This window comes from Arenibacter certesii DSM 19833 (assembly GCF_000429545.1).
GTDB lineage: Bacteria > Bacteroidota > Bacteroidia > Flavobacteriales > Flavobacteriaceae > Arenibacter > Arenibacter certesii.
Genome location: NZ_AUCB01000015.1, coordinates 1 through 12,731 on the forward strand (window position 1 = coordinate 1; position 12,731 = coordinate 12,731).

Annotated in this window: 12 protein-coding genes; 3 read left to right on the plus strand and 9 right to left on the minus strand. The window is 39.1% G+C overall.

Translation table 11 applies throughout. The features are described 5' to 3' along the window. Positions 1–308, plus strand: a 308-nt coding sequence (locus G466_RS21715; RefSeq protein WP_034235158.1) for a transposase, incomplete at its 5' end; no start/stop codon positions are given. Positions 309–454: 146 nt separating this feature from the next. On the opposite strand, the gene G466_RS0109150 is transcribed toward G466_RS21715, so the two are convergent. Continuing rightward, complete coding sequence (locus G466_RS0109150; protein WP_026813386.1) at positions 455–1,276, minus strand: universal stress protein; 822 nt, start codon at positions 1,274–1,276, stop codon at positions 455–457. 59 nt (positions 1,277–1,335) lie between these two features. After that, positions 1,336–2,697, minus strand: a complete 1,362-nt coding sequence (gene hemN, locus G466_RS0109155) for an oxygen-independent coproporphyrinogen III oxidase (RefSeq protein ID WP_026813387.1) — start codon at positions 2,695–2,697, stop codon at positions 1,336–1,338. A 240-nt stretch (positions 2,698–2,937) separates the two neighbouring features. On the opposite strand from hemN, the gene G466_RS0109160 reads away from it, so the two are divergent. Both G466_RS0109160 and G466_RS0109165 read left to right on the plus strand, forming a co-directional pair. Beyond that, positions 2,938–3,828: a nucleotidyltransferase family protein gene (locus G466_RS0109160; protein WP_026813388.1), complete on the plus strand. Its 891-nt coding sequence runs from the start codon at positions 2,938–2,940 to the stop codon at positions 3,826–3,828. A 12-nt stretch (positions 3,829–3,840) separates the two neighbouring features. Further along, positions 3,841–4,920, plus strand: coding sequence for a phosphotransferase enzyme family protein (locus G466_RS0109165; RefSeq protein ID WP_026813389.1), 1,080 nt, complete (start codon positions 3,841–3,843; stop codon positions 4,918–4,920). A gap of 7 nt (positions 4,921–4,927) precedes the next feature. Here the strand turns inward: G466_RS0109165 and G466_RS0109170 are convergent, their stop codons facing one another. The 7 genes from G466_RS0109170 to proB all read right to left on the minus strand — a co-directional run bounded on the left by G466_RS0109170 (position 4,928) and on the right by proB (position 12,728). After that, positions 4,928–5,953 carry a LacI family DNA-binding transcriptional regulator gene (locus G466_RS0109170; protein WP_026813390.1) on the minus strand — a complete coding sequence of 342 codons (1,026 nt, stop codon included), beginning with the start codon at positions 5,951–5,953 and terminating at the stop codon, positions 4,928–4,930. 156 nt (positions 5,954–6,109) lie between these two features. Further along, positions 6,110–7,435 (minus strand): xylose isomerase, encoded by a 1,326-nt coding sequence (gene xylA, locus G466_RS0109180; RefSeq protein WP_026813391.1) that lies wholly within the window; start codon positions 7,433–7,435, stop codon positions 6,110–6,112. Positions 7,436–7,439: 4 nt separating this feature from the next. Beyond that, on the minus strand, positions 7,440–8,927 hold the full coding sequence (locus G466_RS0109185; RefSeq protein WP_026813392.1) for a xylulokinase: 1,488 nt from the start codon (positions 8,925–8,927) through the stop codon (positions 7,440–7,442). Positions 8,928–9,221: 294 nt separating this feature from the next. Beyond that, entirely contained in the window at positions 9,222–9,803 is a 582-nt protein-coding gene (locus tag G466_RS0109190) for a precorrin-2 dehydrogenase/sirohydrochlorin ferrochelatase family protein (RefSeq protein WP_026813393.1), read from the minus strand. A gap of 107 nt (positions 9,804–9,910) precedes the next feature. Then, entirely contained in the window at positions 9,911–10,438 is a 528-nt protein-coding gene (locus G466_RS0109195) for a hypothetical protein (RefSeq protein ID WP_026813394.1), read from the minus strand. 279 nt (positions 10,439–10,717) lie between these two features. Then, a complete protein-coding gene (locus G466_RS0109200; protein ID WP_026813395.1) occupies positions 10,718–11,917 on the minus strand; it encodes a glutamate-5-semialdehyde dehydrogenase in 1,200 nt (399 codons plus the stop codon). Positions 11,918–11,957: 40 nt separating this feature from the next. Then, complete coding sequence (proB, locus tag G466_RS23845; RefSeq protein ID WP_026813396.1) at positions 11,958–12,728, minus strand: glutamate 5-kinase; 771 nt, start codon at positions 12,726–12,728, stop codon at positions 11,958–11,960. Positions 12,729–12,731: the final 3 nt, after the last annotated feature.

Here is a 12,731-nt window from a genome sequence, read left to right on the forward strand (position 1 = left end):
AATGGAACGACAAGTACTCCTATGCCATAAAGAGCTGGAGGGACAACTGGGAAGAGCTCACGGTATTCTTTGAGTTCCCCATAGAGATCAGGAAAATAATCTATACTACGAACCTTATCGAGAACCTGAACGGGAAGATAAGAAAGTATACCAAGAACAAACTTTCCTTCCCTACGGACGATGCGGTGATGAAATCCGTATATTTGGCAGTGAGGGAAGCGACCAAAAAATGGTCCATGCCAGTAAGGAACTGGGGAATCATCCTAAATCAGTTCCTGACGATATATGAAAAAAGGGTCAGACTTTAGATAAAAGTCAAACCCCTGTTATTTTAAACTTACACAGTTTACGGGATAGTGTCAAAAAATCCCGTGAATACTATCTTCACGGGATTTGTTCTGTTTAGGTTATATGAAAAACAAACCTATTCTTAAATATGCCAAAGTAGAATTACCTACAATTTAAAGGTCATAACCGGAGTTTTGGAACGGTTGGCAATATCTTCGCCTATACTGCCCATAAAAAAATGGTTAATTCCTTTTCTACCGTGGGTGGGCAGGCCTATAATATCGGCACTTCTACTTTCTCCAAAAGATAATATCCCTCTTTCTACAGAATAATCATTAAATATCTCTACCTCCAAACTGGCTTTAGCCTTGTGTAAAAACAGATTTATCTTTTTAAATGCATCCTTTGTGCTTAAGAAATTGTCTCCAGGAGTATTAACATACACCATTATCATCTCTGCTGCCAACTTATCCGTTAACGCTTTCGCCTTATGGAACGCGGGGAGGTTCTCCAGCCCAAAGTCACATGCAAAAACAAATCTTCTTACCTCAAAATCCACAATCTCATCTTTAATCACCAGTACTGGAACATGGGCATTCCTCACCATTTTCTCCGCATTGGATCCCACAAATACGCCTTTTATTCCAGACGTTCCATGGGAACCCATAATTATTAAATCGGCTTGGTGTTTTTCTGCAATGGCATTTACCTCGCTATATACCTTATGCCGTTTTACAATGGGGGTTACCTTTACCCCGTTTAAGTACGGCTTATCTAGAAATTCCCCGAATTTCATTTCGGCATACCTCATTAAGAAAACAGCCTGTTGCTGAACAACATCTTCATTACTGGTCATCCACGAATCGGACATTTCTAACATGTGTAGTACAAAAATCTCTGATCCAAATTTCTTAGCTATGGATGCCGCTGTTTTAAGGGCAACTTCAGAAGTTTCAGAAAAATCAACCGGTACAATAATTTTTTTCATAATGGCATATTTTTAAAATTTACTAATCCTATATTTTTATGATATCTCTTAGGGCTTCCCTAAATCGTCATGGAAAATAATCTAGTTTCCGGTGCTTTCCTGTGTAATAACAAATCAAAAGCCATACAAATATTCCGCACAAATGGCCTCCCCTTCTCGGTAACCACAATTTGGTTATCCTCTATTTTAACGAGCCCATCTTTCTCCATTTCAATTAATCTTTCCCGAACCTGAGGCTGTTCTGGAAATACCTGCTCCTTAATTTCCATGGCAGTATTAAATCTACACATTAAATCTAAGATATGCTTACGAATCATCTTATCTTCCTCCGTTAAGATATGTCCCTTAAAGATGGGGATGATATTATTTTCTATTAGATGGTCGTATTCCTCTATATTTTTTACGTTTTGAGCAAAACTATCCCAGCTATCGCTGATACTAGAAACTCCCAACCCAATCATCACCTGGGTTTTAGAAGCGGTATAGCCCATAAAATTTCTATGAAGGCTCCCCTTCTCCATGGCTTTGTACAAGCTATCGGAAGTTAATGCAAAGTGGTCCATACCAATCTCGCAATACCCCACTTCCGCCAGCAGTTCTTTCCCTGTCTCATATTGATTCCGTTTTTCATCTGCCGTAGGCAGATCGGCATCTTGGAAGCCCCGTTGACCGTTTCCTTTTAACCAAGGCACATGGGCATAACTATAAAATGCCAAACGATCTGGCATTAATTCCTTGGTTCGCATAATAGTCTCCTCTACATGGGCCTGCGTCTGAAAAGGCAATCCAAATATAATATCGTGACCTACGGAAGTGTACCCTATTTCCCTAGCCCATTCCGTAACGTTTTTTACATTCTCGAAAGGCTGTATCCTATGAATTGCAATCTGCACCTTCATATTATAATCTTGCACCCCATAGCTTACCCGCCTAAAACCAACATCATATAACGCCTGCAGATGCTCCTTGGTCGTGTTATTGGGATGTCCCTCAAAACTAAACTCATAATTATCAGCTCTCTCGGCAGTCCTAAATATCCCCTTTATTAATCGGGTTAGATTTTCGGGCGAGAAAAATGTTGGGGTCCCCCCTCCCAAATGAAGTTCTTTGATCTTTGGTTTTTCCGGTAGTAAATCACAATAAAGTTGCCATTCCTTTAAGACATTGCTTATATATGGATTTTCTACTTCATGCCTTTTGGTAATCCGCTTATGGCACCCACAAAAAGTACATAGACTTTCACAAAAGGGCAAATGGATATAAAGACTAATTCCTTCGGATTCATTGCTCTTTATAAAACTATTGATTAGTGTAGATTTCCACTGCTTTCCCGAAAAGCTTCCTAAGTCCCAATAGGGAACAGTAGGATAACTAGTGTAACGAGGTCCTGGTATATTGTATTTCTGAATTAAATTCGCCATTGCTCAATAATTATGAATGATTTATCAAAATTACCATCCTATCCTCACTTAAAATATGATGCTTATCAGGTTTATCCATCTCAGGCCCTCCATAGAAGCAAAAAGATTCAGTTTCCAAAAATTTAGATCAGAATTGAACGTCATAAAAGGGGTTTTGCTGCTGAAATTTCGTATATAAACTTTTCCCCTCTTCGATTTATATTATAATCCATATTTTTGCAGTCTTAAAAACAACTGATTATGACATTACTTTTAATGGCCGCGGGAAGTGGCAGCCGATACGGGAAACTTAAACAATTTGATGACTTGGGGCCAAAAGGCGAGTTCCTAATGGAATTTAGTATCTATGATGCCATAAAAAATGGCTTTGAGCATATTGTTGCCATAACAAAAAAAGAAAATGTAGATTTCCTAAAAGAACATCTTTCTCAGAGATTACCTAAAAACATTAAGATAGATGTCCTTGCACAAGAATTAAGCGACCTTCCTGAAGGAGTAACTTATACTGGAGAGCGCGCAAAACCATGGGGAACCGCACATGCCGTGTGGACAGCCAGAAATGTAATTGATGGTCCATTTGCTATTATAAATGCAGATGATTATTACGGTCAAAACGCCTTTAAAAGTGCAGCTGATTTTATAAAATCTAATAAGAGTGAATCTACTTACGGATTGGTGGCTTATACGCTAAAAAATACATTATCAGAACACGGTTCGGTATCCAGAGGCGTTTGTAATTCAGAAAACAATAAACTGACTTCCATTCACGAGTATATCCAAATAGAGAAAACCGGGGATACTATTAAAGATTTGGATAGTGGAACCGAATTTACCGGTGAAGAACTGGCTAGTATGAACTTTTGGGTTTGTCAACCTTCCATATTCCCTTTTATCACAGGATATCTAACAGATTTTATAGAGAATAATGACAATATAGCTAAAGGAGAAATATACCTTCCCTTCGCTATTAAGGAAATGATAGATCAAGAACTTGTTGATGTCGATGTACTTCCATCTAAAAGTCAGTGGTTTGGCGTTACTTATGCAAGCGACAAAGATACTGCCGTTGCCGAATTAGAGAGAATGACAGACAAAAATGAATATCCTTCCCCAGTATGGGAGACCCTCTAGAACTTTTAATTGATGATCGCAGACAAGGCTAGCATGCTCAACAAAATATTGGGCAATTTTAAAATAGACCAAAAAACCTATCAATTTCAAGAAATAACCCAAGGATATATCAATGATACCTATCTGGTACTAGACCAGAGCGGTCCACTGTACATTCTACAGCGGGTAAACCGGAATGTCTTTAAGGATATAAAGGGGTTGATGGGAAATATTGCAAGCGCCTTTAATTTCCTCATTGATACGGAATATACCCCTATTGCCCTGATAAGGACCCAAGAGGATGCCACCTATTTTGAGGAAGAAGAGAAGGGGTATTGGAGATTAATGACCTATATTGATAACACCACCGCCTATGATAATGCCACCAACGTTAGCATAGCTCATGAGGCCGGTAAGGTGGTTGGTAAGTTCCATCAACTCCTAGCCAAAGCGCCTTTAGAGAATTATGTGGATACTATTCCACAGTTTCATGATCTTTCTCTGCGGGAAGCTCAGTTTAATGACTCTTTAGAAACTGCACATCCCGAGAAACTAGAAATTTCTAAATCCGCTATAGCTTTCGCTAAAGCTACCTTGGAGAAATTAAAAGTAATTAACAACTCCAAATTACCCTTGCGTGTCTGTCATAACGACACAAAGTTAAACAACATCCTTTTTTCCAAGGAAAGTAATAAGGCCTTGTGCCTAATTGATTTGGATACCGTGATGAAGGGATACTTTTATTATGATTTTGGCGATGCTATACGAACTGTTGCCAACCAGGCCATTGAAGATGAGCAGGATCATAGTAAAATTACTTTTAAGCGTCCACTGTTTGAAGCATTTGTTGATGGTCTAGAGGCAAATGGTCCCTTCTTGTATCAGGAAGAGCTGGACACCCTGGCTTGGGGCGCCGTTTTTATGCCCTTTATCCACGGACTTAGAGCGCTTACAGATTACCTGAACAATAATATATATTACAAGGTATCCTATGAAAATCAAAACCTGGATCGCTGCCTTAGTTTGTTCCATTTTACAAATATGGCATTGCAGGAGATAGATTTTATGGAAACAGTGATCAAGCAAAAGCTAACACCATTAAGTAAGTCATAATCAATCCTTACTGGTCTAACCTTTTTTTGGTTGAATCGCGCATAACTAAACTTGTTTTGATAGTTAGGGTGGAGAAATCCCTATTGGAATTATCTTCCATCCTTTCTATCAATATATTTGCCGCAGCTTCCCCAATATAGGTTCCATGCTGACTTACAGAGGTAAGCGCAGGGGTTACGTAACGTGATAATTTGCCGTTGGTAAAACCAATAATAGAGATATCCTCTGGCACCTTGTAGCCTTTATTCTTCACTATTCTTAAAACCTCCACCGCGGTCATCTCGTCCAGTGCCATTATCGCATCTACCTTTTTATAATTCAATAAAAAAGATATCCTAAGTTCCAAGTCGTCCTTCTTATCAAGACGCACCACCAATTTGTCGTCATAGGGAATATTGGCTTCATCCAACGCCTTTTTATATCCTTCTACTCGGAGTCTACCCACACTAGAATGATCAATTGCTGTAACCACTGCTACGGTAGAGCACCCTGTGCTTAAAAAATAATTAGTAGTCTTATATCCGGCTTCATAATCGTCTACCACCACCTTATCACATGCCACCTCATTGGAAACCCTATCGAACATTACTAAGGGAATCCGCTCATCAACCAAATTTTGAAAATGGTCCATTTTATTTTTAAACTGCGTTTCCTCTGCCATGGATATGATGATGCCATCTACCGTATTACCCCCTAAAAACTCCAAGGTTTTCACCTCTTTATCATAAGACTCGTCACTGATACAACTCAACAGATTATATCCTTTTTCATTAGCCACTTTTTCTATTCCTGAAAAGACTTGAGTGAAAAAATAATTTAGGATATTGGGCACTACTACTCCAATAGTCTTTGTTTTCTTCTGCCGTAAATTTAAAGCTAGTTTATTGGGCCTGTATTTATTTTCTTTGGCGTATTGCTGAATCTTCCCCTTTAGATCATCACTTATTTCATGACTATCATTTATGGCCTTGGAAACTGTAGATACAGAAACATTAAATACCTGGGCTATCTTTTTTAAGGTTATTTTCTTCATAGTCCTACAATATAGCCCTAATTAAAATTAACACTAATCATAGATATCATATAGATTATGGTACGGATTCAATCCCTCCATCTTCGCTATGGCGAAGCCACCTCCCTTTGGCCAAAGGGAGGTGGCAAGGTCCATAATAATTTTAAGTACTAATCTTTATATATGCTGGTTGATGATGTTTTCAAACAATTCTTGCTTTCCACTGACTAACGGTAATTCCCCATTCTCCTGGGCAATTTGGTACAAGTCGGTAAGGCTGAGTTTCCCATTCTCAAAATCCTTGCCTTTGCCAGAATCAAAAGAACTGTATCGCTCTTGGCGCAACTTATCATAAGCAGAGGATGAAATAATTTTATCTGCTGTTAACAAGGCCCGTGCAAAAGTGTCTGCGCCTCCAATATGTGCATGGAAAACATCATCTAAATCAGTGGAGTTTCTTCTTATCTTGGCATCAAAATTTACGCCCCCACCTTGTAGTCCGCCTGCCTTTAAAAACACTAGCATGGCCTCTGTAGTTTCTTGGATATTATTTGGAAACTGATCGGTATCCCATCCATTTTGATAATCTCCCCTGTTAGCATCTATACTCCCTAACATCCCCGCTTTGGCAGCCACTGCCAACTCGTGCTGAAAAGTGTGCTGGGCCAAGGTAGCGTGATTGACCTCAACATTAATTTTAAAATCTTTCTCCAATCCATATTCTCGCAAGAATCCTATTGCAGTGGCGGTATCAAAATCGTATTGGTGCTTAGTGGGCTCCATGGGCTTGGGCTCTATAAAGAAAGTGCCTTTAAAACCCTGGGAACGAGCATAATCCCTAGCCATCCCTAAAAACTGGGCCATATGATCCAATTCCCTTCCCATATCCGTATTTAATAGGGACATATATCCTTCTCTTCCGCCCCAGAAAACATAATTCTCACCATCTAGGGCAATAGTGGCGTCCAACGCCAATTTTATCTGCCCGCCTGCTCTTGCCACCACATTAAATTCTGGATTAGTAGCAGCCCCGTTCATATACCTAGGGTTGGAAAAACAATTGGCTGTTCCCCAAAGCAGTTTAATACCCGAAGCGGCTTTCTTTTCCTTAATATAATCGGTAATGGCACGCAATCGTTTTTCGGATTCTGCAAAAGTGGCCCCTTCCTGAATTAGATCGAAATCGTGAAAACAGAAGTAGTCAAATCCCATTTTACTGATAAATTCAAAAGCCGCATCCGCTTTATCCTTAGCGGCCTGTAACGGATCAGCTGCTTGGTCCCACTCAAAACTTTGCGTTCCAGGCCCAAAGGGATCGCCCCCTTGTCCGCAGAAGGTATGCCAATAGGCAATAGCAAATTTAAAATGTTCGCGCATGGTTTTCCCTGCAACTACCTGCTCTGGATTATAGTATTTAAACGCCAAGGGATTATCAGACTCCTTACCTTCAAATTTAATTTCCCCAATACCCTTAAAATATTCCTTGTTTCCGATCAATGCCATTTTCTTATTTTTTGCTGTTAATAATTAACTCCAATTCTTTTTTCCACTTCTCAAACGCGCTTCTGTAACCCGATGTATCCCCACTTGGTTTAAATGTGTGTACGTGGTCATTATTAGTGATATAGGTGCTTAATTTTTCAAATCCGCCCTCGTAAATTCCAGCAGCACGTGCCGCTCCTATTGCACCAGTGGTATTATAGATCTCAATTTCCTGATCTATTAAACTTGCCAAGGTGTTGGAAAATATTTCCGATCGAAATAAATTATCATTCCCAGCACGCATGGTTTGAATGCTAATTCCGTCAGATTTTAATATTTCCATCCCGTAGGCAAACGAAAATGCAATACCTTCTAAAGCAGCTCTACAAATATGCCCTTTATGGTGATTATTTAGGTTTACATTCAGTAATCTAGACCCTACATCCATGTTGTTCAACATTCTTTCCGCGCCATTACCAAAGGGAATTAAACAGACCCCATCCGCTCCTACTGGAATTTCATTTGCTAGCGCATTCATTTCTTCATAGGATCCCACACCCAAATTTTTCAATAACCATCTGTATTGTATCCCTGCTCCATTAATATTCAATAATTTGCCAATCCTAGGTGTTTCCTTGCTGTAGTTAACATGGGCAAAGTTATTTACGCGAGTACTTTCCTTACCAGAAAGATTATCCGTAACCGCATACACCACACCAGATGTTCCCCCTGTGGCCGCCACTTCCCCAGGGTTAAATACATTGAGCGACAAGGCATTGTTAGGCTGGTCTCCTGCCCTGTAGAAGATGGGGGTTCCTTGGGCCAACCCACTTTCCTTGGCTCCTTGAGCATCTACTCTAGATTGTAAACCAAAGGTATCTACTAGGTCCGGAATAAAAGATTCTAAAAGACCATAATGCTCCAGCACTAAGTTAGCTACCGAATCTTCCTTAAAATCCCATAGGATTCCTTCCGACAAACCAGAAATAGTAGTATTCATCACATTGGAAAAGCAATAGGCAATATAATCTCCGGGAAGCATAAGTTTATGGGCCTTTTGGAAAACATTCGCTTCATTTTCTTTCACCCATTTTAGTTTTGAAGCGGTAAAATTAGCGGGGGAGTTTAGTAAGTGCGACTTACATTTTTCTTCTCCTATTGTAGCATACGCTTCCCTACCTATCACTACCGCCCTGCTATCGCACCAAATAATGGCATTACGGACAGGATTACCCTCTTTATCCAACAATACCAAGCCGTGCATTTGATACGCAATACCTATCCCCTTAATTTGATCTGGGTGGATATTAAACTTTTCCTTAATTTCCTTAATTCCCTTACATACATACCTCCACCAATCTTTTGGATCCTGCTCTGCCCATCCGTTTTTTAGAGCAATCATATCCATTTCAGACTCTGGCTCCTGCACTAACCCAACTAATTTGCCAGTAGCTATTTCAACTAAAGCTACTTTTATTGATGAACTCCCAATATCCAATCCCAAATAATACATACTCCACTTATTATAAAGGACAACGTCCTAATTTGAAACAGCCATAGAGGCCTCTCTCAAATATATTAAAATATAGGTCAATGACTACTATATACCCGAATGGGAAAAAGTAAGCGAAGTAAATTTGCTTGTTCCAAGAAATAAAAAATAATCACAAAAAGCTGTAAATCAGCCAACTACAACCAATCTTGTTCAAAATAAAATTTTCGAAAACGGTTTCGTAAAATATTTAAAAAGGAGTTCCACTTTACTTGGTATTCACGGATCCATAAAGCTAAAAGAAAGTAGCTGCGTTTATTCCTTTTTTTTGATCAGTCCTTTGGTGAATTCATTTAGCGTTTCCACCTTTTCCTCAAAATCTCCTTTAATTGTTTTTCGGAATTCGCTAAGATTTTTCACTAGGTCATCTATATTTTCTGGGATTACATCCTCAAAAAACTGCCGTAAACGCTTAGCTGTTGTTGGAGATTTTCCATTGGTAGAAATAGCCACTTTTACATTTCCTTTGGTAACTATACTCCCCATATAAAAATCACAGAAGGGAGGGTTATCCGCAACGTTCACCAGTATCTGTCGGGCCCTACAATCATGGTACACCCGCTGATTAACTTCAGTATTATCCGTTGCAGCAATCACCATATGGCGCCCTTCCAAATATCTACTATGGTAAGCATCTTTAATAATTTTAACGTGATGCTCTTTGGCAAGTGCTAAGGTATCTTCCAAATAATGAATTGCAATCATTTCTACCGTTGCCTTTGGGCTCGATTTCAACAAAAAGGTCAGTTTTTCTAACCCTACATTTCCACCGCCAATAATAAGTATATTAAGTTGGGAAACTTTTAAAAAAATAGGGTACAATTCATTCCTTTCCATAACACTGCAATGAGTTAAAATATAGATGTTCTGTTTAGAATTATAAATGGGATGGCTATTTCACAAACCTCAACATCAAATCCCTTTTATGGCATTAGTCGATAACTTTATAAACGCAATGCAACCCCTATACTTACATTCGCCACTCCAAACCCTAATTCAGTAAAGGCTCCAAAATTTTCTGTAAAGTACCATCTACCACCCACAAATGCACTTATAGCGAGCTCGTTTCCATACGTACCGGCCGCATAGTACGTATTATCATAGGACAACATATTGTATGCAAGCATGACACCTCCGTATACATCCAAATTGTCTATTTCCAAACCATTATAATGATATGCACCCCGTACTCCTAAAATAGTATAGTTCCATTTATCATTATTGTCAAATCTATATGATTTATGACCTAGATAACCTCCTAAGCTAACCACTCCCGGACCAGGAACATCCCACATCCCATATTCGTAACTAGCGCTAATGGAGGGTTTTTGGCTAAGGGATCCTACGGTATTAAAACTACCTCCTAGCCCAAATCCGACATTTACGACACTGGTTCCTTGGTTAAACTCTTGCCCAATAGCAAATGAGGTCAAAAAAAAGGCTATAACTACATAAAAAAATGACTTCTTCATTATTCTCTTCTAAGATTAATATCCAGCATTCGCTGGCTTTTCGGAGCGAAGATAATGAATAATTAGGTCGATGGTATTACATCCTATATTCATTTCAGCACTAAAATAGTGCAAGGCGGGTTTAAAAATAACCTGTAGAAAAACGTGATTTTCAATTGTAGTTGGCCGAAAATACGCTTCTATCCTTCTAGAGAAAGACCAAAGTAAAAACGGCAGTCCACAACACTTCTGCCTGTGAAACCGCCGTTTTAATACTAAAACATGACAACTAATGGATTCTTATTCCCTTATTTGCCCATTTCCGTACACGTAGTACTTATTGGTCACCAATTGCTCCAAGCCCAATGGCCCTCTATGATGTAATTTATCAGTACTAATCGCTAATTCTGCTCCAACACCCATTTGTCCCCCATCAGTAAACCTTGTGGAGGCGTTGTGGTATACCGCAGCACTATCCACTTGGTCCATAAATTCGCCGGCCGTATTCTCATCCTTGGACATGATAGTTGCAGAATGCCCTCCAGAATATTTGTTGATGCGATCAATGGCATCGTCCAAACTTTCTACTGGAGAAACCACACATTTCATAGCCAAGAACTCTTCATACCAGATGGATTCATCCACAACCCTCTCATTGTCTTTAAGTACTTTAGCAGCATCATTATCTACCAAGACGGAAACTCCTTGAGAGGAAAGCACCTCATTCAATTCCTTCATTTTATTAGGATAATCCTCTATATTGGCATTGATGAGGATTTTATCCAATGCATTACATGCCGAGATCTTATCGGTCTTAGCGTTGATGATTACTTTTAGACTTTGCGCCCAATCTGCTGTTTCGTCTACGTAAATAAAGTTGTTTCCACGACCACTTACCAAGACTGCACATTTAGCATGCTCCTTAACAAAGGCGATTAAACGTTCACCACCACGGGGAACAATTAAATCTAGCTTCTCGGTAGGGTTCCTAAGAAACTCTTGTGTTTCCTCACGGTTCATATGGAGTAACTTAATCCAGTCAGTGCCCAATCCGTTTTCTTTTAAAGCTTGGTGCCAACATGCTTCCAAGGCTATATTACTGTTAATAGCTTCTTTACCCCCTTTCAACAAAATTTTATTATTGGCCTTAAACGCAAGAACCGCTGCTTCTATAGTAACATCTGGTCTAGATTCATAGATGATCATAATGGTCCCAAAGGGAGCTGTTTTATTCTGAATCTTAAGCCCATTTTCTAGTTTTCTCTCCGATTTTATTTTCCCTACAGGGTCCTCCTGATTGAGGATTTCATCTATAGCCCCAATCATTCCATCTACTTTCTTTTCGTCTACAATGAGTCTATCGTACATTGCTCTATCGGATTCATCAAAGAGATCTAGATCTTTTTTATTCGCAGCTATAATCTCCTTTTTATTACGGTCCAAAATCTGCATCATGGACTGCAGTACTTTGTTCTTTATATCTGTATTTAATAGTTTCATATTTAAATTTTATCTTCTATTCTACTTCTTATCTTATTACTTATACGGTTACCTTGGTTCCAACACTTTTTCCTTCTACAATATCCAGGATCACCCGTTTACTTTTCCCATTTGCTATAAAGGTCGGAATATTTTTTGAGGCGGTCTGCTTTGCTATATTTATTTTAGAGCCCATACCTCCTCTTCCTTCAGCTTCACCTTTAACGATGGTCTTCACATACTTTTCTACGTTCTCATCTACACTTACATTTTTTATAACCTCGGTCCCTTTTTCATCGGGATGACCTGTGTAAAGTCCGTCTGTATCCGTCAATATAATCAGCTTATCGGCATTTATTAGTTCCGCTACAAGACTGGCCAATTCATCGTTATCGGAAAACATAGATTTAGTAAGTGAAACGGCATCATCTTCATTTGCGATAGGCACAACTCCCTCAGACATTAAACCTTCATAACAATTCACCATATTATCTCTGTGGCTCCCAGGATTAAAATCTCTTTTAGTCGCTAATACCTGGGCGCATTTCATTCCATAATCTTGAAAAATATTATAGTAATGACGCATCATTCGGGGTTGACCTATAGCTGAATAAACCTGACGCCGAGTTGCCTTATCTGTAATCTGGCTTTCTCCCATTACTTCCATTCCCGCTATTACGGAACCAGAAGATACCAAAACGGTCATAATATTACGTTCGTATAATTCTGCAATCTGTTGCACCAAATGATCAAGAACAGGCTTCACTATCCTATTGTCCTTATTGGTCATTACATTGGTACCTACTTTTATAACTACTCTTTCTTTATACATATC

What these genes read in the sequence shown, in the direction of transcription:
- G466_RS0109165 (WP_026813389.1), top strand. Translation starts at nt 3,841, where the DNA reads ATGATCGCAGACAAGGCTAGCATGCTCAACAAAATATTGGGCAATTTT.
- G466_RS0109185 (WP_026813392.1), bottom strand. Translation starts at nt 8,927, where the DNA reads ATGTATTATTTGGGATTGGATATTGGGAGTTCATCAATAAAAGTAGCT.
- proB (WP_026813396.1), bottom strand. Translation starts at nt 12,728, where the DNA reads ATGTATAAAGAAAGAGTAGTTATAAAAGTAGGTACCAATGTAATGACC.
- G466_RS0109195 (WP_026813394.1), bottom strand. Translation starts at nt 10,438, where the DNA reads ATGAAGAAGTCATTTTTTTATGTAGTTATAGCCTTTTTTTTGACCTCA.
- hemN (WP_026813387.1), bottom strand. Translation starts at nt 2,697, where the DNA reads ATGGCGAATTTAATTCAGAAATACAATATACCAGGACCTCGTTACACT.
- G466_RS0109150 (WP_026813386.1), bottom strand. Translation starts at nt 1,276, where the DNA reads ATGAAAAAAATTATTGTACCGGTTGATTTTTCTGAAACTTCTGAAGTT.
- G466_RS0109170 (WP_026813390.1), bottom strand. Translation starts at nt 5,953, where the DNA reads ATGAAGAAAATAACCTTAAAAAAGATAGCCCAGGTATTTAATGTTTCT.
- G466_RS0109190 (WP_026813393.1), bottom strand. Translation starts at nt 9,803, where the DNA reads ATGGAAAGGAATGAATTGTACCCTATTTTTTTAAAAGTTTCCCAACTT.
- xylA (WP_026813391.1), bottom strand. Translation starts at nt 7,435, where the DNA reads ATGGCATTGATCGGAAACAAGGAATATTTTAAGGGTATTGGGGAAATT.
- G466_RS0109160 (WP_026813388.1), top strand. Translation starts at nt 2,938, where the DNA reads ATGACATTACTTTTAATGGCCGCGGGAAGTGGCAGCCGATACGGGAAA.
- G466_RS0109200 (WP_026813395.1), bottom strand. Translation starts at nt 11,917, where the DNA reads ATGAAACTATTAAATACAGATATAAAGAACAAAGTACTGCAGTCCATG.